The organism is Spirosoma arcticum (assembly GCF_054779955.1).
Window position 1 is genome coordinate 57,778 of sequence record NZ_BAAGXG010000006.1, and the last position, 20,325, is coordinate 78,102.

At 54.1% G+C, this 20,325-nt stretch carries 16 protein-coding genes; 7 read left to right on the forward strand and 9 right to left on the reverse strand.

Going from position 1 to position 20,325, the window contains the following annotated elements:
* Nucleotides 1-54: 54 nt before the first annotated feature.
* The 5 genes from ACYVHB_RS14695 (at nt 55) to ACYVHB_RS14715 (ending at nt 7,175) form a co-directional block, all read left to right on the forward strand.
* Nucleotides 55-1,050: a mevalonate kinase family protein gene (locus ACYVHB_RS14695; protein ID WP_461052510.1), complete on the forward strand. Its 996-nt coding sequence runs from the start codon at nt 55-57 to the stop codon at nt 1,048-1,050.
* A gap of 1 nt (nt 1,051) precedes the next feature.
* Nucleotides 1,052-1,918 carry a UTP--glucose-1-phosphate uridylyltransferase GalU gene (galU, locus tag ACYVHB_RS14700; RefSeq protein ID WP_461052511.1) on the forward strand — a complete coding sequence of 289 codons (867 nt, stop codon included), beginning with the start codon at nt 1,052-1,054 and terminating at the stop codon, nt 1,916-1,918.
* A 108-nt stretch (nt 1,919-2,026) separates the two neighbouring features.
* On the forward strand, nt 2,027-2,743 hold the full coding sequence (locus ACYVHB_RS14705) for a 3-keto-disaccharide hydrolase (RefSeq protein ID WP_461052512.1): 717 nt from the start codon (nt 2,027-2,029) through the stop codon (nt 2,741-2,743).
* 75 nt (nt 2,744-2,818) lie between these two features.
* On the forward strand, nt 2,819-3,688 hold the full coding sequence (locus ACYVHB_RS14710) for a hydroxypyruvate isomerase family protein (protein WP_461052513.1): 870 nt from the start codon (nt 2,819-2,821) through the stop codon (nt 3,686-3,688).
* Nucleotides 3,689-3,887: 199 nt separating this feature from the next.
* Nucleotides 3,888-7,175, forward strand: coding sequence for a T9SS type A sorting domain-containing protein (locus ACYVHB_RS14715; protein WP_461052514.1), 3,288 nt, complete (start codon nt 3,888-3,890; stop codon nt 7,173-7,175).
* Nucleotides 7,176-7,237: 62 nt separating this feature from the next.
* Here the strand turns inward: ACYVHB_RS14715 and ACYVHB_RS14720 are convergent, their stop codons facing one another.
* Entirely contained in the window at nt 7,238-8,137 is a 900-nt protein-coding gene (locus ACYVHB_RS14720) for a glycosyltransferase family 2 protein (RefSeq protein WP_461052515.1), read from the reverse strand.
* A 126-nt stretch (nt 8,138-8,263) separates the two neighbouring features.
* Here ACYVHB_RS14720 and ACYVHB_RS14725 point away from each other — a divergent pair, with 126 nt between their 5' ends.
* Nucleotides 8,264-8,533, forward strand: a complete 270-nt coding sequence (locus ACYVHB_RS14725; RefSeq protein ID WP_461052516.1) for an ArsR/SmtB family transcription factor — start codon at nt 8,264-8,266, stop codon at nt 8,531-8,533.
* Between the two features lie 94 nt (nt 8,534-8,627).
* Nucleotides 8,628-9,734, forward strand: coding sequence for an alkene reductase (locus ACYVHB_RS14730; protein WP_461052517.1), 1,107 nt, complete (start codon nt 8,628-8,630; stop codon nt 9,732-9,734).
* A gap of 57 nt (nt 9,735-9,791) precedes the next feature.
* Here the strand turns inward: ACYVHB_RS14730 and purQ are convergent, their stop codons facing one another.
* From purQ to ACYVHB_RS14770, 8 genes are all read right to left on the reverse strand, one after another.
* On the reverse strand, nt 9,792-10,478 hold the full coding sequence (purQ, locus tag ACYVHB_RS14735) for a phosphoribosylformylglycinamidine synthase subunit PurQ (protein WP_461052518.1): 687 nt from the start codon (nt 10,476-10,478) through the stop codon (nt 9,792-9,794).
* Between the two features lie 56 nt (nt 10,479-10,534).
* Nucleotides 10,535-11,452: a bifunctional metallophosphatase/5'-nucleotidase gene (locus tag ACYVHB_RS14740; RefSeq protein ID WP_461052519.1), complete on the reverse strand. Its 918-nt coding sequence runs from the start codon at nt 11,450-11,452 to the stop codon at nt 10,535-10,537.
* Nucleotides 11,430-12,173, reverse strand: a complete 744-nt coding sequence (locus ACYVHB_RS14745) for a 5'-nucleotidase C-terminal domain-containing protein (protein ID WP_461052520.1) — start codon at nt 12,171-12,173, stop codon at nt 11,430-11,432. Before ACYVHB_RS14745 ends, ACYVHB_RS14740 begins: the two co-directional genes overlap by 23 nt.
* Before the next feature lie 73 nt (nt 12,174-12,246).
* The gene (locus ACYVHB_RS14750; RefSeq protein ID WP_461052521.1) at nt 12,247-13,401 is read right to left on the reverse strand and encodes a hypothetical protein; all 1,155 of its coding nucleotides are present in this window, start codon (nt 13,399-13,401) and stop codon (nt 12,247-12,249) included.
* A gap of 296 nt (nt 13,402-13,697) precedes the next feature.
* Nucleotides 13,698-14,129, reverse strand: a complete 432-nt coding sequence (locus ACYVHB_RS14755) for a hypothetical protein (protein ID WP_461052522.1) — start codon at nt 14,127-14,129, stop codon at nt 13,698-13,700.
* Nucleotides 14,130-14,230: 101 nt separating this feature from the next.
* Entirely contained in the window at nt 14,231-14,752 is a 522-nt protein-coding gene (locus ACYVHB_RS14760) for a hypothetical protein (RefSeq protein WP_461052523.1), read from the reverse strand.
* Between the two features lie 587 nt (nt 14,753-15,339).
* Entirely contained in the window at nt 15,340-16,827 is a 1,488-nt protein-coding gene (locus ACYVHB_RS14765; RefSeq protein ID WP_461052524.1) for a SusD/RagB family nutrient-binding outer membrane lipoprotein, read from the reverse strand.
* 55 nt (nt 16,828-16,882) lie between these two features.
* Nucleotides 16,883-20,146 (reverse strand): SusC/RagA family TonB-linked outer membrane protein, encoded by a 3,264-nt coding sequence (locus ACYVHB_RS14770; RefSeq protein ID WP_461052525.1) that lies wholly within the window; start codon nt 20,144-20,146, stop codon nt 16,883-16,885.
* Nucleotides 20,147-20,325: the final 179 nt, after the last annotated feature.

Genomic DNA, 20,325 nt, shown 5'->3' on the forward strand with positions numbered 1-20,325 from the left:
GCCGTTTCGCTTTGTTTCGTAAACTTGTCCCAACCTTTCGACCAATCGTAATCCTTGCTCATCGAAACCCGTGCCTACGCCCGGGCGGGCCTGCTCGGCAACCCGTCTGACGGCTTTTTCGGCAAAACCATCGCCATCACCGTCCGCAATTTCGGCGCATCGGTTACGCTGTACCCGTCGCCCGAATTACATATTGAACCCCAGCCCCAGGATACCAACGTGTTTCGGAGTTTGCATCACCTGCGCGACGCCGTCAGTACGCTCGGCTACCACGGAGGTGTTCCGCTGTTGAAGGCGGCCATTAAAAAATTCGCCGAGTACTGCGAGGCTGAGCACATCCGGCTACCCAACCAAAACTTTTCCATCCGCTACAGCACGTCGATTCCCCGGCAGGTGGGTTTGTCCGGTTCCAGCGCCATCATCGTCGCCACGTTCCGGGCGCTGATGCAGTTTTACAACGTCGAGATTCCGCTGCCGGTGCTGCCCAACTTAGTGCTCGCCACCGAAGCCGAAGAATTAGGGATCACGGCCGGGTTGCAGGACCGCGTCATTCAGTGTTACGAAGGCTGCGTGTACATGGATTTCGACCGCCTTACCATGGAGCGGCAGGGGCACGGGCAATACGAACCCCTCGACCCGCGTCTGCTGCCCAAACTTTACATTGCCTACAATACCGACCTGGGCAAGCAGTCGGGGCGGGTGCATAATGACGTTCGGGCGCGGTGGCTTAAAGGCGAGGCACTCGTGGTGGAAACGATGAACGCCATTGCCGACGTAGCCCGCGAAGGGCGCGAAGCCGTACTCCGGCAGGATACCGACGCGCTCAATGAACTCGTGAACCGGAATTTCGACCTGCGCACCCGCATCTACACCATTAGTGACCGCAACCAAAGCCTCATCGACCGGGCGCGGGCCTGCGGAGCGTCGGCCTCGTTCACCGGTTCGGGTGGTTCCATCATCGGTTTCTACCGCGACGATGCGATGCTGAACCGACTCTTCGTTGGACTGAAAAAAATTAATGCCCGCGTTATAAAACCGTACGTTGTCTGACATGATTAAAAAAGCCGTTATTCCCGCTGCCGGACTTGGCACCCGGTTTTTGCCCGCTACCAAGGCGCAACCCAAAGAAATGCTGCCCATCATCGACCGCCCCACCATTCAGTACGTGGTGCAGGAAGCCGTCGATTCGGGCATCGAAGACATCCTGATTATTACGGGCAAGGGCAAGCGGGCCATCGAAGATCATTTTGACCGCAACTTCGAGCTGGAAACCCGGCTCGAAGAGAAAGAAGACCAGTTGCTGCTGGATGAGATGCGCCGACTGTCGGATATGGCCAACCTGCACTACGTTCGGCAGCGCGAGCTGAACGGCCTCGGCGATGCCATTTGCTACGCCCGCCATCACGTTGGTAATGAGCCGTTTGCCGTGCTGCTGGGTGATACCATTATGGATTCGGTGATTCCTGTGACGCAGCAACTGATCGACGCCTACGCCCAGTATGGCGGGTCGGTGATTGCGGTGGAAGAGGTGCCGCACGACAAGGTGAATCGCTACGGCATTGTGGGGGGGAGGTCGCTGAGCGACCGAATTTTGGAGTTGGATACGTTAATTGAGAAACCGGCCCTGGGTGAGGCCCCGTCTAATTTAGCCATTGCGGGCCGCTATATCCTGACGCCCGACATTTTCACGATGCTGGAGCAGACGCCGATGGGGAAAAACAATGAAATCCAGTTAACCGACGCGCTGTTGCTCCTCCTCAAACGCGAGAATCTGTACGCCTACCGTATCGAAGGAAAGCGCCACGACATTGGTAATAAACTCGACTTTTTGAAGACAACCGTCGAGTTTGCGCTCAAACGACCCGAGTTCGCCAAGCCGTTCCGGGCGTTTCTGGAAGAGATTATCGGTCGCCAGTGAGGTAGTTGTGAACCGGCTTCGTCTTTGTTGTATCGGAGGGGTACTTCACGGGATTACCTTTCTTTTTCGTTATCACCCCGTATACATCACGCTAAACAACGCTCGATTATGAACTACCTGCGCGTATCAGCGGCTGCCCTGCTGGCCCTCGCCCTGATTTCCGGCACGAACCCGGCCGAAGCTCGGCCCGAAAAACCCAAAAAGGGTAAGTGGGAAACCCTCTTCGATGGCAAATCCTTTACGGGCTGGCATACCTACCTCAAAATGGGTCAACCCGTTTCAGACAAGTGGTCGGTCGACGATGGGGCGATTCACTTAACAGCCGGTGGGGCAGGCGACCTTGTAACCGACAAAGAGTACGGCGATTTTGAGCTGGAAGTGGACTGGAAAATTGCCGAGGGCGGCAACAGCGGTATCATCTTCCACGTTCACGAAGACCCCAAATTCAAAGCGACCTACAACACGGGTCCTGAAATGCAGGTCCTGGATAACGAACGTCACCCCGACGCTAAGCAGGGCCGCGATGGCAACCGCACGGCCGGAGCGCTTTACGACCTGCAAAAGCCTGTTACGCCAATGGCCGCCAAACCGGCTGGTGAATGGAATAAAGCCCGGTTAGTGATCAGCAAAGGCAAAGCTGAACAGTACCTGAACGGCAAGAAAACCGCCGAATACGCCACGAGTGGCCCGGAATGGGATAAGATGGTGGCCGAAAGTAAATTCAAAGGCTGGGAAGGCTTTGGCAAATACCAAACCGGTCACCTCGCCCTGCAGGACCACGGCAACAAGGTCTGGTATCGCAACATCCGAATAAGGGAACTGTAAAACAATGGGCGAATTGGTGAATGAGCGAATAAATCGCCAGCAACACTCATTCGCTCATCTACTCATTCACTCATTATGATACGCCGAACGGCTCTCAAAACCCTGACCGGCAGCGCACTCACCCTGTCGCTGACCGACTCCCTCGCTACTGCCATGACCCAATCCGAACCGGTGGCTCCACTCCTGAAGGGCCGCATCAACCACTCGGTGTGCCGGTGGTGCTACAGCAAAATTCCGCTGGATGATCTGTGCAAGGCTGCTAAGGAAATAGGTATCAAATCCATTGAACTGACCGGACCGGATGAGTGGGCGACGCTCAAAAAGTACGGCCTCACTTCAGCCCTGCCGAACGGGGCGGGCAAAGGCATCGAGCAGGGCTTCAACGACCCTAAACTGCACGACGAACTCGTGGCCAGTTACGAAGCTATTTTCCCAAAACTCAAAGCCGCAGGTCTGAACACGGTGATCTGCTTTTCGGGTAACCGCCGGGGCATGAGCGACGAAGAAGGGGCGAAAAACTGCGCCGTGGGTTTGAAGCGGCTGATGCCCAGCGCCGAAAAGAACGGTATCACCATCATTATGGAGTTGCTCAACAGTAAGGTTAACCATAAGGATTACATGTGCGACCACACGGCCTGGGGCGCGGATCTGTGCAAGCGCGTCGGCTCGAACAATTTCAAACTGCTGTACGACATTTACCACATGCAGATCATGGAGGGCGATATCATCCGCAACATTCGGGAGTATCAGCAGTACATTGGTCACTACCACACCGGCGGTAATCCCGGCCGAAACGAGATCGACGAGACGCAGGAGATTTACTACCCCGCTGTCATGAAAGCCATCGTCGAGACGGGATTCAAGGGGTATGTGGCGCAGGAGTTCATTCCCAAGCGCGACCCGCTGACGAGCCTGAAAGAAGCCGTGCTACTGTGCGACGTGTAGGGTAGCTAACCGGATAAAAGTAGAGAGGCAGGCCACAACGGTCTGCCTTTTTTTGTGGGTTGTACTGACTATCCATCCATCCTTAATAAATTAATAACACCGATTAGTATATATCTGACTCACCTTTCCAACCTTCATCCTATATAGAAGGGTCAATGCCCGATGGTGGGCATGGTGTTCACTTTTCTAATCCAGTTTTATGAAAAACAAGTATGTACGAATGGATAACCGGTTGTGGTTGGCATTGGTGTGGTTAATGAGCGGAACGCTTGCTACCCAGGCGCAAACGGTGCAGCCCCCCGTCATTGAGTGGCAGCGGGTGGTGGAAGCTAACAGCGCCAACGATGTTAATAGTCCAGAGTCAAGACCCACTATCGTAAAAAATAGTCAGGGTGGCTATTCTGTCCTGACATCGGACCGTCGATTGTTGTCCTTAACGTCTGCTGGTACTATCATCACTGATACGCCAATTACACGCGTTTTCACCAACGTAGGGACATTACTTCCTTTTTCAACGGCTGGACTGGCTCCAACATCGGATGGTGGGGTAGTATTGGGGGTTAATGATAATCTGGACTGGTCACTGCAAAGGCGAGATGCCAACGGAGCACTCGTGTGGGTAACCCGCATGACAGCAAGAAACACAGATAATGTCTTCTATTTGCTGACCAGCATAGTAGCCAGTTCAGATGGTGGCTTTGTGGTATTTGGAACTGCCGGTCCCATAAGAAGAAACGGCACGAACTCGGTGTTTGCTGAGAAATTTGACAGAAACGGGGTCAGTGTGTGGAGCAGGGGAATAAGCTTTAATAATTCCATTAACACGTCTATTAGTCAAGCAATTGCTACCCCAAACGGTGACTATATACTGGTTGGTGGGACTTCCTCCTTTCCTAACTTCGATATGCCTCGTGGCTGGGCTGCTAAACTCGATGGGCAGGGTAACACCGTCTGGCAAAAGCAATACGAAGAGAGAAGGTCACTGAACAATGTGATTCTCAGTCCGTATTCCAACGGATCATTCATCGCTTATGGTGGTGTTGTCAACAATCTTAACGCCAACGTTACGAGTACGCTTAATATTGGTCCCGATGGTGATCCCGGCGGGGGCTTCTTCGGTTCTGTCCCAGTGGTTGGGACCTCATCTAAGCTGGTAGCGGTTCCGGCCAGGAATGGGCAACCTCCTTATCATACCCTCCTGGAAGCCATGTCCCAAAACGCAGGCGATTTTCGGTTGATTAACATCGCCCAATTTGACCAGCCCGTCTGGAACAGAACGCTGGGCGGATCGGGCAACGATACGCCACAGGACATAATCATTACCGATGACGGCGGGTACATTGTGGTTGGCACAACCACCTCAACCGATGGCGACGTGCAGGGTAAAACTAATAATAACCCGGCTACCTGGATTGTGAAGCTGAAAAACGCGGCTCCCGCTAATGCCTTCACGTTGCTTCAACCAACCTACAACTGCCAGACAGGAGCCATTACGTTCAACACCAGCGGGGGCGACGGCTCGGCCATCACTTATAACGCACCAGGCATCAGTCGCTCGTCAGCTACCAGCAACAGCGGTACGGTTGAGCCGGGATTGCGTAACGATCCTAAGCCCATCACCATTACCGCCACGCAGAACGCGCAGACGGCCAGCTATGTGTTTGATTTGAAGGCCTCCTGCTCTGTTGGGGGCAATCCTTTAGCACCGGCTCTTATCACGTCCATTCCCGATTTTACATTCACGGTTGGTGAAGGCGTAAACGAACGGGTGGACCAGTACTTCAATCGAGATCCGCAGGGCAACTTCAGATTTACGGCAGGCGGTCTGCCTCCCGGTTTACTATTCTTCGAAACACCCAGTACTGGAGAAGTTCGTTTGTACAGCACTCCAACCGCCACTGGCGTTTACACTGTGACCGTTACCGTCACTAACCCCAAAATACCATCGCCGAATAACTCAACATCGACCACGTTCAAAATCACCATTGTCGATAAGCCCGTCGTCAATCCACCCACGGGCGGAGCGCTGGCGCTGACTCAGCCTACCTACAATTGCCAGACGGGTGCAATCGTGTTCAACACGAGCGGGGGCGACGGTTCGTCTATCATGTATAATGCGCCGGGGATCAGCCGCTCATCGGCTACCAGTAACACCGGCACCGTTGAGCAAGGATTGCGCAATGATCCCAAACCCATCACCATCACGGCTACCCAAAGCGGCCGTACGGTTAGCTATACGTTTGATTTAACGGCTGCCTGCGGCAACCAGCCTACCATTCTCCCTCCCGTTGTCAACGGGCCTGTTCTTGTCCTGACACGCCGGATCGACAGCGGGAGGCCGATAGAGCCTTTCGTCCTAAGCCAGTACTTCAGCGATCCAACGCCACCCCATGCCGGTTACCGATCCAATCTGCGCTTCAGCGTGGACGAATCTACGCTCGGCTTTTTCTCCAGGTTGCCCCCCGGTTATATCTTCAAGGATTTAAGTGCCGTGGAGTCGCCTTATGCGTTAATCGCCGGTAGGGGAGGGGTTGTTGGCACCTACAACATAATTGTAACCGCCACGAATCTGAATCTGCCACCGCCGAACAATTCGGTTTCGACGACGCTCTCCATTAATATCACTGATAGACCTGAAAGTAACCCGGATAATGAGTTGCGGCTGACGCAACCTGATTACGATTGCCAGACTGGACGGATTGCATTTAGCACGGTATTCCGCACGGATGGTCCCTACGACTCACCCCTTGTGTACAACGCGCCGGGCGTTATTCTCTCGTCGCCGACCAGCGATACCGGAATCGTTGAGCAGTCTTTGCGCAATGACCCCAAACCCATTACCATTACGGCCACGCAGGGTAACCGGACCGCGACGTATGTCTTCGATCTGAAGGCCTACCTCAGTGCATATTGCACCGGTACGCAGCCACCGGTCGATCCACCCACTGGCGGAACGCTGGCGCTGCTGGCTCCCACCTACGACTGCGCAACGGGTGCGCTCACTTTCCGCAGCAGCGGGGGCAATGGCTCTACTATCGAGTACGCGGCAGCGGGTATTACGGGCTGGACCACCAACCCCAACCAGTTCGTGGACAAGGACTCCCGCACGGCCAGCGACGTGAAGCCCTTCACGCTGATGGCCCGCCAGAACGGGGTGATGGTGAGCTACATCTGGGATTTGAAAGCGGCCTGCGGACGGAGTCAGGCACGGGTAGGCACCGGAGAGCGGGTAGCTGAGTTGAGTGTAGTCGTGCTGGGCAACCCGGTGAGTGATGCCGCAACGGTAGAGGTACGGGGGGCGGAAGGCAAGCCGCTGACTTTGCGTCTGATTGACCTACGGGGCCACCTGGTCGAGAGCCGGTTGGTAGAGCAGGCGGGGGCGGTTGAGCGACAGCGGTTCGATGTGTCTCAATCAGGATCGGGCCTGTTGTTGCTCCGGGTAAGCAGCGGCACTCAAAGCCGGACCGTGAAGATTATGAAGCAGTAGAAAGAGCAAATCAGGCAGGTCCGTGTCCCGGATTTAGATCTGCGGGAGACGGACCTGCCTGATTAGATCAGTTTGTAGTTCTTATACTCGCCGATGCGCCGACCGGTTACTTTGTCCAACCAGTAGGCCACGCGTTTTTTCAGCGTCATCTCGCCACTAATCCGGCTGGGGTCGAAGTCGTAATTGCCGGTTGCGATCCAGTCAGCCATTACGGCCGGGTGCGTGCCGGTGAAGGGAACGACCCGTTCAATGGCGTAGTAGTTTACTTCGTGTTGCTGACTCCCGAACTGTTTTTCTACCTGCGCATCATCGTGGTAAAACTTGGCGAAGTAGCGGGCCTTTTGGCTCATTTCTTTCGGGGAACGCACGTAACTGTAGTGGTAAACCGGTATGCCGATGTGCCGAACCCACAACTTATCACCTTTGAAACCGGGTTTCTGAGCAGACTGAGGGGGATGTTTGCGGAAACCCTGCGAATCACGGTAGGAGCGCACGTTTAACCCGCTCCGAAAGATTCGGATCTCCTTTTTATGTTGATAGCGTGTGCCGTTCAGGTAATTGTAGCTGCCGTAGAAATTTAGAAAATCGAACAGAAAACCCTCGGTGCGGCTATCCGCGTCGGCTCCCTCAATAGCTGCCCGGATCGTTGGCAGGTCATTTTCGTGGATGATCTCATCGGCCTGAATATGAAACAACCAATCGCCGGTGCAGGCATCGAGCGCTGTGTTGGCCTGTTGGGCAAAAATCGTTCCTCCCTTTCGCATCTGCTCATCCCAGACGGTGTCGACAATCTTGATTCTGGCATCATTGAGGGCTTCAATAGCCTCCCGCGTACCGTCTGTTGAGTCGCCAACTGCTACAATGAATTCGTCGCAGATGGGTAGAATGGATTGGATGGATTCCAGAAAAGGATATTGATAGGTAAACCCGTTTCGGATGTACGAAAAACCGCTTACTTTCATCAAAAAGAGTGTTAGAGTAGATTGACAAAGGTAGGCGAATCTGCCCGGCAGTTCGCCCCGGCACCATACTGAAACGGATTTTGTTAATTTTGTACGCAGTCGAACCAATATCGTCTGCACAAGTATATGGAAGATCGCTTTGTTGAAAAAGCCACCGGAGCCATCGCCGACAAGTACCGGCTGTCGATCCTGATGGAACTCTCGCGCAGGGGAACGCTCACCTCCACTGACATTCAGGAACTAACGGGTCTTTCGCAGCCCTGCGTGTCGCACCACGTTAAACTCTTAACAGATAGCGGATTAGTTAACGCACAGAAAGAAGGCCGCAACTTGAACTTGACGCTTAATAAAGTGTCGTTGCAACAGCTATCGGGCTTCTTAGAAAAACTCGTTTAAGTTTTTTAATCACAAACATCTAAACTTTTAAATGTTTGGATGCGTTTTCTGAGTGTATTCAACCGCATAAGCCGTTTAAAACGGTCCGAATTTTATGGCACAAAAACTTTTTAGTGAAGCGAAACTTGGCAATCTGACGCTTCAGAACCGCATTGTCATGGCCCCCATGACCCGCGCCCGCGCCCTTAGCCAGGGTGTTCCCAGCGATATTGTCGCTACCTATTATGCCCAGCGTGCTACGGCTGGTCTCATCATTACTGAAGGTACGTCGCCCTCACCCAATGGTCTCGGCTACGCCCGGATTCCGGGTTTGTACAGCCCAGAGCAGATAGCAGGCTGGAAAACCGTAACGGACGCCGTTCATGAAAAAGGGGGCAAAATCTTCGCGCAGTTGATGCACACCGGCCGGATATCGCACCCCGCCAACCTGCCCGCTGGTACCGAAATGGTTGCCCCCTCGGCCATTGCCGCTAAAGGTGATATGTGGACCGATACGCAGGGTATGCAACCCCAGCCTGCGCCCCGTGAACTGACGACGGAGGAGGTAAAGGAATCGATTCAAGAGTATGTGCAGGCTGTTAAAAACGCCATTGAAGCTGGCTTTGATGGCGTCGAACTTCATGGCGCTAATGGTTACCTGATTGAGCAGTTTCTGCACCCGTCCGCCAATCAGCGCACCGATGAGTACGGTGGCAGCGACGAGAACCGCAGCCGATTCTTGCTCGAAGTGGCCCAGGGCGCAGTAGATGCTATTGGGGGCGACAAAGTTGGGGTTCGTCTGTCGCCCTACGGAGTTGCCGGTGATTTGTCCAACTACGACGGCATCGAAACGTTCTACAATCGGTTAGTGGAGCAATTACACACCATCGGGCTGGTTTATGTGCATTTGGTCGACCATGCGGGCATGGGTGCACCGCCGGTGCCGCCGTCGGTTGTGGACGGCATCCGCGAACGGTTCAAAGGAACGCTGATTCTGAGCGGTAGCTACGACGCGGCCCGCGCTGAGGAAGTACTCGAAAGCGGCTTAGCTGACTTAGTGGCGTTTGGTCGCCCGTTCATCGCGAATCCCGACCTGGTAGAGCGCCTGAAAACGGGTGCCGAACTGGCCCAGCCGGACCCTGCTACGTTCTACGCTCCCGGCCCGAACGGTTTCGAGCAGGGTTTCATCGACTACCCGGTGCTGGAAGAAGCGCAAGCGTAAAAATAGTCATAAGTCGAAGGATGGGGCGGCCCCGTCCTTCGACTTATGACTATTTACTCACACTAACACCGCTTTCAAAATCTGATCGAGAATTAGTCGGCCGTCGGTATTGCCAAGGGTGGGGTCGGCGGCCCGTTCGGGGTGGGGCATCATGCCGAAAATGTTTTTGCCTTCATTGGTTACACCCGCGATGTTTTCCAGACTGCCGTTTGGATTGGCTGCATCGGTGATAGCACCAGTTTCGTCGCAGTACCGGAACAGCACCTGCCCGTTGTCGTTGAGTGATTTGAGCGTGTCGGCATCGGCGAAATAGCGACCCTCGCCGTGCGCCATTGGAATTTTGTAAGCCGGACGATCTAATCCGGCTGTCAGCAGGGCGTCGGGCGATTGGGGCGTCAGGTAAATGTTTTTACAGACGTACTGCTGGTTGGCATTCCGCAGCAGCACCCCTGGCACAAGCCGCGCTTCGGCCAGCACCTGAAACCCGTTGCAGATGCCCATTAAATAACCACCCCGGTTAGCGTGGGCAATAACCTCGTTCATAATGGGCGAAAATCGCGCCACGGCCCCCGTGCGAAGGTAATCGCCGTAGGAAAAACCACCAGGCAGAATAATAAAATCGCAGCCCTGCAGGTCGTGGTCTTTGTGCCAGAGTTTAATGACCTCCTGGTCCATCAGGATTAGGGCATCTACTGCGTCCTGATCGCAGTTGGAGCCGGGAAATACAACAACGCCAAATTTCATAATATCCGTTTCTACTGGCTAAGATATCTTTTTTACGCCAAATTTGCCCAATTAGTTCAGGGTTTCACGGCCATCGACTGCCCCGCTACCAATGCTTTGCCGCGCTCGAACGTCAGGTCGATCCTGCCGAGGTTGATGCCCGCAAAACCTACCTGATTGATCCAGACCGGCATCCCATCGGCGTTATTGACCGTAACCGGGGCATCCAGAAAGGTGTGCGTATGACCACCAATGATGCCGTCAATGTTGCGCGTTTTGGTAGCCAGTACGTTATCCGACACAGTCGGGCCATCATACTTGAAACCGAGGTGCGACAGGCAAATGACGTAATCGCATTTCTGCTCATTGCGAAGCCGGGCCGCTACGTCGTTACCCATTTCAATGGGGTCGAGGTATTTCGTTTCCCGGTACGCATCTTTTGGCACTAGGCCTTCCGGTCGAATGCCCAATCCGAAGACGCCTACCCGGATGCCGTCTTTACTGAAAACTTTGTAGGGCGTCGTCCGTCCGTCGAGCACCGTGTTTTTGAAGTCGTAGTTGGCAATCAACAGCGGAAACGTCGCTTTGCCAAACTGCGTGACCATATTGTCAATGCCCCCGTCGAAATCGTGGTTGCCAATGGTTCCGGCGTCGTAGCCGAGTTGATTCATGGCCAGAATTTCGGGTTCGCCTTTGTAGACGTTGAAGTACGGCGTCCCCTGGAATATGTCGCCCGCGTCGAAGAACAGCACGTTTTTCTGGTCCTGCCGAATCTGCCGAACCAGCGTTGCCCGGCGGGCCACCCCGCCCCGGCCCGCGTTCCGGCTGCCGTCCATCGGGAACGGGTCCAGTCGGCTGTGTACGTCGTTGGTGTGCAGAATGGTTAGCGTCGTGGCTTTTTTGGCCGCGAGGGCTTCGGGCATTACCGAGCCGACGACAGCGGCCGTCCCGAAGAGTTTCAAAAATTGGCGTCTATTCGAGACTAATGCGTCCATCGGAAGTGGGAGTGAGCGGTTGACCAGATTTGCCCTGTTGCCGGAAATAGTCAATCAGGGCGTCGCGCATGAGGTAATTGATATTTTCACGCTTAACAGGATTTCGCAGGAAACCGGCGTTGTCGCCCCCGTCGGCCACGTAATCGCTTGTAACGATAGTGTACGTTTGATCGGGCTGGAGGGTCCGGCCGTTTGTGAACGTCACCGACTGCGCTTTGCTGTCGCGCAGTTTAGCCCGCAACCCGCCAACAACCAGCTTATTGCCATTGGCAAAGTGGTCCAGCATCTGCTGAAGCATGTCGCCGGTAACGGTTAGCACCACTAATTGATTATCGAACGGCATGACTTCAAAAATGGAACCGGTCGTGATGTTTCCCTGGGGCAGGTTGTTACGAATCCCGCCGAAATTCAGGTGTGAACAGTCAATAGGTTTGCCGTAGCGTTGGGTGGCCTGTTGCAGGAGCGCGTCGGTGAGCAGGTCGTTGAGCGGACCGTCGGGCTGGCCTTTTTCGATGCGCCCGGTTGAGCGGGTCAGCACCTCGTTCATGGTTTTGTCTAACCCCTGCCGGTACGGCGTCAGAAATCGGGCGACGCTGCTGTCAGCCGGGGCAACTACCGAGTCGACCCCAATGCGGCTGGCGGTGCGGTTGGTGAGGTGGTAGCCCGGATTGCAGGCTGCTCCGACAAAGGCAATCAGCAGGGGCAAAAAGTGCTTTTTCATACGAATGCAAAGATAGCGGAATGCCCTTGCTTAACGATGACCAGATCCTTATTAGGGGGCTGTCCTGTGGCCGCTAAATTGCATTTCCCGGTAGCAGAATCGTGGTGCGTTCGGGTTGATAATACACGCGCCGGGGTCGTCCGAATCCGCCAATGCTAAGCTGAAGATTAATCAAACCACCCGACAGAGGCTTAGGAGCCAACACGGGACTAAGGGATAATTTGGTCCGCACGAACCCGAAACGATCCACCACCCGGTCGGGTCGGTTGGCGTTACCGCCAAACTTAACATCCCATATCAGGCCCGCCGTGGGCATGTGGCCTGTTAGCGAAAACCCTTTATAGCGCTCATCATTGCGGTCGCGGGGCGACAGGTCCAGTAGTCGATAGCCAATAAAAGGAAGCAGTCGGCTGCGGGCACCATCGTAGAGGGTCCGCCCAAACCCAACGTCGGCTAAGGTAGTCCGAACCCGCATGTCGGCCGCCCATTCCTGGTCATGTTCGGTAAAGCCGGTTCGCAGGGTCGTGTTGTGGTGACTTAAGTGGAGCAGCACGGTGGTTCGGCCAATGGCAAGGTCAACGCCGTATACGAGTCCGGTCTGCGTGGGTAGAATCTGGGTTAATGCACCCGTTGGTGCCAGCATGCTCCCGCCAACCAGAACACCCAGGCCTATTTTGGCGGGCCGGAACGTCGTTACTAAGTCCGGCACGTCGTAGAGCCGCTGAATCACTTGCCGCTGCCAGCGCTGTAGGACGCCGAGGTCGTCGCCCCCGCCCGTCTCCGACCGAAACTGGTTTACTTCGGCTCCGAGTTTGGCGTTGGTGAGGTACTCAATCTGTTTGGCCTGCGGCTTAAACCGACGGTCGGCCTTCAGCGCAATGAGTTGAGCTTTCATTTGCCGGGCATAAATCTCGACCAGATCGAACAGGACCTGATTGTAGGCTAATGTTCGCTCATTATTGGCCGTTTCCGACACCCGCGACAGGTTCCGAAACATCAGACAATACGCGTCGATGGCGGGTGGATTACCGGGGATCGTTGGACGCACGTCGTAACCAATCTGGTAGTAAAATTCTGAACCACCCAGACCGGATTGTTTAGGCGCGTGAAAGTCAGATAGTTGCAGCCGACGAGTTGCGCTCCAGTGCAGCGTATCAATCGCCGTCTGCTGCGCCGGGCAGAGCAGGGGCGATAGGATCAGCAGGAGCAGCAACAGCGGGAAACGCATGGACAGAGGTAGTGAAACGAAGGAGGTTAAATGTAGAAAGCGTTTGTGGTTTTACGAAAGTTTTTCGCAAAAAAGCAACAACGCCCGGTCGGAGACAGCCGACTGTTGCTGCTTTTGGAAGCATAAACACGGGTCAGAGCCTGTCGCTTAGGGGTAGTTCAAAATCGGGTAGCACCGTTTCGCCAGTTAGTAGGATGATAAACGGATTGGTTACTTAAATTAGATTGTTCTCAGAGCGCGCACAAAAAAGGCGAATCCACGTGGATTCGCCTTTTTGTGCGCGCTCTGAGAACAGCCTACGAATTGCCCAGCGTCCGGTCTGGCTCGTTAACGCGGGTTGCGGGTATGGCACCTTCGCTCGTACTTCTATTCCAGTCGGCGTCGGCTACTTTGTCGTCTTCCGTCAGCGAATCGGCGGGCTGTCGGTAGGCGATCATCGGGTTATCTTCATCAGTCGATGCATCTTCAGCATCGGCAGGTAACGACGACTGCGTAACCGAAACGCGGCCGCTCGTGTCGTCGTCGGTTTCAGCCGCCAGCGTTTTCGCGTCCGCAGCGTCGCCCGGCACATCGACGCTGCCGCTGTCGGCCACGCGTGAGGGCAGATCGTTTTCTAAGTTTTTATCATTCAACTGCGCCAGTTCGGGATGAATACCCATTGTGCTGTGCATTTGCTGAGCCGCGTTGGACTCAGTACTTTCTTTGCGGGAGTTGCTGCTTACGCTCATAACGTTGATTGGTTTAGATGAGTAATGGTTAATGAAGAATGCAAAATGGATAATGCAGGGAATGTTCATTGCACATTATACATTAACCATTGTTCATTTGATTAGTAAGAAGGCTGGTTGTTGAGGTCTGTTCCGGTTTCGGCGACGTCTTCTTCCCGTTCGATCTGTTCCTTCTCATCCGTAATTGCCTCATCTTCATCGGCGTCATCCTGCTCCTTGGCTGCTTTCTGAGCATTTGGCACACCAACTTTATCGGCCGACGCATAGTCATCGGGTCCGCTGGTGGTTACGTCTACCATGGCAGTTTTCGTCTGACCTTCACTGGCAGCCGCGTTACTGATGGCTTCGTCGGTTACATCCATAGCGCTGTCGTCCTGATCGCCCATGCGTAACACGCCGTTTTTGCCATCCATGTCCATGCCACCAAGGCCCCGGTTGTTGCGGCCGTCCTGCCCGCCCCGCACCTGCACACTGTCAAGGCCGTTGGCCGAGTTCTGGATGACATCCCGGTTCTTATTGTCCTGCACGATCAGGTCAGCATCGGCATCATCGGAGCCAAACGGGCCTTCGGTGCGGCCTATGATCTGCGCGTCCTCGCGCTCTACGTCTTTCTCGTTTTCCATGGGGTTGAGTCGGTTAACTGCATGGAATAACTGTGTTTCCACCAAAAAGTTTGTGGGTAGAAATGGTGCACCATCTCAGCTTCGTCGGCACTTTACTCAGGTGTATCTGTCTTTACAATAGCCCGCGCAAAGGGGTCCTACCTACCGAAAAATCAATTTAACTACCGAATAATATACTTAAGGCAGCCGTGCATCTGACGAAACACTGATTTTGCTGTAATTTGATTTTTAAAAGGATTGTACGTGGGTCCGGCGTAGCGGTTTAGCTCAAGTTTTGGTAAGATTTATTTCCACCCGCTGCCTGTAGTACGTTGCAGCACATCAATTGATTTAATAGAGGTAGCCCGTTCGGCAATCCCATATATAGACCTTTAATAGTTGGATAAAGCGTAATGCAAAAAGCGGGCTGACGATGTTGGCCCGCTTTTTTTATGGATTGCCCAGGGTTACTTAAGTCGCGTAATTCCCGTTGCTCAACGTTCTCCAGCCATTCTGCATAGTCTTACCTGATTTTCTCAAACTGCAATTTTGGACATGAAAATCCCCGCTTCTGTTCGGAAGCGGGGATGAATATATTGGGTATTTTACTATTTATCCCACCACACGCGGGAGTTTGTTTTGTCGCCGTTTTGCAGGCGACCGGCTGCTTCTTCATACGCGCCCGTGTTCAGGGTAGGCTCCGTGTTTGGGTAGCCGTACCGACGGGGAATCTGCTTGCTGTCATTAACGGCATACTGCGTAGGCTTCAGATCGGGGTAGCCCGTCCGGCGCCATTCCGACCAGGCTTCCGTACCGTTTGGATACAGGGCAATCCAGCGCTGGTCGCCAATCTTGGCCAGTATGTCGCCCGCTGTCGGGGCAACAGCCGCACTGGCCGTGTAGGCAGCAAACGCAGCGGCATTATACACGCCCCACTGCTCCCACGATGCCCGGATTGCATCATTATAGGCAGTCGCGGCATCGGCAGAGATCCAGCCACGGGCAGCCGCTTCGGCTTTAGCCAGCAACATCTGAGCCGCCGTAATGACGTAGCTGGGCTGCGTTTTGGCCAGCACTTGTACACTGGGCAGCGCGTAGTCAGGGTTGTCATTGGTATAATTAATCAACAACTCGCGAGTTAAGCCATAGGGCAGCCCTTTATAATCGCCGTTCTCTGATGGGGTAGCGTAGGCGGGCAGACGCGGATCGCTCAGCGCTTTCAGCTTATCCACCAGCACGTCGCTGACGCCATAGTCGCTGCGCCCATCGAACAGAGCGTTGTCGGGGTTACGAAACTGGTTAACGTCTGTGAACTTAATGATTGCGTTATCGGCGTTGGTGCTAATGTAGCCCGCTGCGTCGCCGTAAGCTGCGGTAAATTCGGTTTGCGCCGTAGTCGGGTCAACTTTCGTCAGGCGCATTGCTAGCACCATCCGCAACGAGTTGGCAAACTTTTTCCATTTAGCCGCACTACCCGCAAACACAATGTCGCCATCAAATGCTTTACCCGTGTCGAACTGAGCGCTGGCTTCTTTCAACTCCTTGAACAGATCGGCGTAAATAGCCTGCTGCGGATCATATTTTACCTGTGTATTTTTCTTCAGCGCGTCGAAATACGGCACGTCGCCCCAGCGATCCGTGATGACAGAAAACATGTAGGCTTTCAAAATCCGGGCTACGGCCAACTGGTTGTTGTTGGAGCCAAACTGGGCCACGTATGCCTTCGTAGACTCGTCGGTGTTGTAATCGATAATCGTTTGCAGGTCCTGCAACGTAACCGAGTAATACCGGAACCAGTCAGAAAACGTGGTGGAATACTGAGAACTCTCCGGATACTGACTCTCCGACCAATACTGCACAAACAGACGGGGTTCGGGATCAAGCACCGTCAGCCGACCGCCAATGCCTTCCAGCAGGGCACCCGTGGGCGTCGTGGGTGGAACGCCGAGTATAGCTTCCGTCAGCAGAGCCGACGTCACGGGCGTGACGGCGGAATTGGGGTTGACATTCTGATTTCCAAAATCACTGCAACCCACCATCAAGCTCAATCCTGTCAGCAGACTAAGCGTCAATAATCTATTTCTACTGGTAGTCATTTTGTTTGAATTAGGAGCGTAACCTGATTAATCAGGTTACGCTGACAGGTTTATGTTAGAAACTTAAACGGACGTTGAAACCCAGCGAACGGGTGCCCGGCTGCTGACCATTTTCGCCGAAGCGGTCGGCCAGTTCTGAGGGGTCGATGTTTGGATTGGCTGCGTAGATCAACCACGGATTCCGGGCCACAACGCTTACATTAACCCCCTGAATGTACTTGTTCGGCTTGAGCGGTAGGGTGTAGCCAAGGCTCACCTCGCGCAATTTTACGTACGAAGCACTGAACACCGAGTTGTCGATAATGCTGTTGTTGCCAAACTGGTGGTAGTAGTCGTAAGCAGGGACGTAAGTATCCACCGCTTCGCCAGCTTCGCTGACGCCCCGCACCCGAACACCACCCCCGTCGGCTACGTCGTCGCGGACGTTTTTGCCATTCTCATTAATGGCAGCCGTTTCAGCGTACAGACCCGAGTAGGTACCCCAGAAGTTGGACAGCGAGAAGTACTTACCGCCTTTCTGAAAATCGAGGCTCAGGCCCAGCGCGAAGTTCTTGTACCGCAGTGTGTTTACGAAACCACCGGTGAAATCAGGTAGTACGGAGCCGAAATACTGGTTTGGCGCAAACTGGTACGTACCATCGTCATTCAACACCGGCTGACCGTTGTTATATACGATGCCATTTCCCCGGAGTTGACCCCAGCGGTTGTTACCGCCATTATCCACACCAGTCGAGTGAATAACGTACGAATAGCCGAACTGGTCATTGGTCGAGTACGACTGATTGATAGCGCCAAAGGGCGTCGACGACGTAGCCTGAATCGAGTTAACGCCCGGTGCTAAACTAATGATCCGCGAATTGTTACGGGCAAAGTTCAGCGTCACGTCCCAGTTGAAGTCTTTGCCGACAATGGGCTTACCGTCCAACTGAATCTCGATGCCGTTACGCTCAATCCGGCCCGCGTTAATAACCTGCTGCTGAAAGCCACTGACCGTTGTTACGTCCACGTTCAGAATTTCGTTGATCTTGTTCTCGCGGTAGTATGTAAACGCCAGACCGGCCCGGTTCCGCAGGAAGCGCAGGTCAACCCCAGCTTCAAAAGCCGACGACAACGACGGAATAATGTTGGCGTTGGTCAGCAGGTTGGGGGTCGTAATCAGGCTGTTCGTATTGCCGTATTTGAACTGATTAACCTGGTAGGTAAGGGCTAACTGATACGGACTCAGGTCCGATCCCACCTGCGCCCAACTTCCGCGCAGCTTACCAAACGACAGAAAGGGCAGGGCAGTCCGGGTCAGTTCGGAAAACACAAAGCTGCCCCCCACCGACGGGTAGAAATACGAGTTATTGTCAGCAGGCAGCGCCGAACTCCAGTCGTTACGGCCCGTTACCTCCAAAAACACCAGGTCGCGCCAGCCCAGCGAAGCCCGCCCGTAGATACTGCGTACCGTTTTAGTGTAGCGGTTATTGGTCTGACTGGCCGTTCCAATTGAGTTACCAATCGTGTAGAGATCCGGTACGAACAGGCCGCCTGTTGTAGCCAAAATAACGCTGGTATACCGGTTATCGCGGATATTGCCGCCCACGTTGGCACTCAGCGTGAAGTCGTCGCCAAACGCATCGTCGTAAGACGCCAGAAACTCGTAGTTGTCCTCCCGGTCCGTAATTTGGCCCGTCTCATACTCGGCTTTCAACCCGGTTTGCGCGGCACTAATTTCCAGCACGTTCGGCGTTTTGTTCTCGTAGTTGGTGTTGCGCTGATTCCGGCGCAGCCAGCCCTGCACCCGGAAGTGGTCGTTGAACTTATACGCTAAGTTCACGTCCCCAAAAATCCGGTCGCGGTTGTTTTGGAAATCAATGTTATCCAAATACGAGTACCAGTTATACCAGTAATTACCCCGGTTGAAGTTGAGCGTATTAAAGTTGGTTGTGGCCGTGGGGTTGTTGTGATTCCAACTGGCAAAGGCGCCCGTGGGCGTTTTGAAGCCCCGCAGTTCACGCAGCTTGCTCATGTCCAGGTCGCGGTGGAACCACTGGTTGAACGACCCCGATCCCGACAGGTTCGAGTAAGCATCGTCAAACTCACCGCCCAAGCGCTCGGTTGTGTAGTTCAGGTTCAGACCGGCCGTCAGGTTCTTCCCCAGGTCGAAGGTCGTAGCCGCCGTGATGTAGTTCCGCTTGAGTGAGGTGTTGGGCAGTACGCCCGTTTGATCGAGGTTGTTAAATGACAGCCGCATGTTATACCCCGTACCACCCGCCCGCAGACTGACGCCATTGTTGAGGGTCCGGCCGGTGTTGTAGAAATTGCGAACGTTGTCGGGCTGAGCCGTGTAAGGGGCCGTCTGGAACGAGTAGGGGTTGCCCGGATACCAGGCGTACCAGGGAATGTATTCGCCCCCGTCCATACGCGGTCCCCATGACGCGTCGTCCGAATAATCGTGGTATCGCTTCCCGTTGAGGGCTTGCCATTCGACCGGATTGCCAGCCGCCCACGTAAACGTGCGAAACTCCGCCGAACCTCCTCCGCCATACTCGTTCTGATACTTTGGAATAACGTTTACCTGATCGAAGGTTGTGGTGCTGTTGATGTCCACGCCAATGCCTTTGCGGTTCAATCCTTTTTTGGTCGTAATCACAATTACCCCCGCATCCCCGCGCTGCCCGTAAAGAGCCGTTGCGTTGGGTCCTTTCAGCACCGAAATGTTTTCGATATCGTCGGGATTGATGTCCAGCGAAGGTGGTGTATCCGCATCGCCCGTCATGGGTGTTCCATCCACAACGTACAACGGATTCTTGTCGACCAACGAAGCTGCCCCCCGAATACGAACCACCGCCCCGGAACCCAATTTGGAACCGGCCTGGCTAAGCACCTGCAGACCCGCTATTTTACCAGCCAGCGCATTACCGGCGTCGGGTTGCCGAACTACCTGTAGCTGCTCCTGGTTGATTTGCTGCGTGGCAAACGAAACCGATTTAGCATCCCGTTTGATGCCCAGTGCGGTCACGACAACTTCCTGCAACTGAGCCGCGTCCGTTACCAGCCGCACATCAACCGTTGTCCGGTTACCAGCGGCTACTTCCTGCGTAGTGAAGCCGATGAAACTGAAGACCAGCGTCGAACCCGCTGGAGCGTTAAGTTGGTACGTGCCTTCTGCATTTGTACTGGTGCCGCGCGATGTACCTTTCACTGCGATGTTGACGCCGGGGAGGGCCGACCCGTCTTCTGCCGACGCAACCTTACCCGTGATGGCCACATCCTGAGCCAGCACCGGAATACTGAATAGGAGCAGTAGAAACTGCACCATTAAAAGTTTTTTCATAAATGAGTTTGCGTTGATAAATGTTAGATTAAGAAATAAAACTAATATCAAAATTGTGCAAAAATTTCTATATCGCAAAATTTTGTAGTCTATCTGTTCCACAGAATTATCAGTAGATAATGTAGAAAAGAACAAACTATTCTATCTTCTTGGTTTGTATCACGCTGAAAATCAGCTTT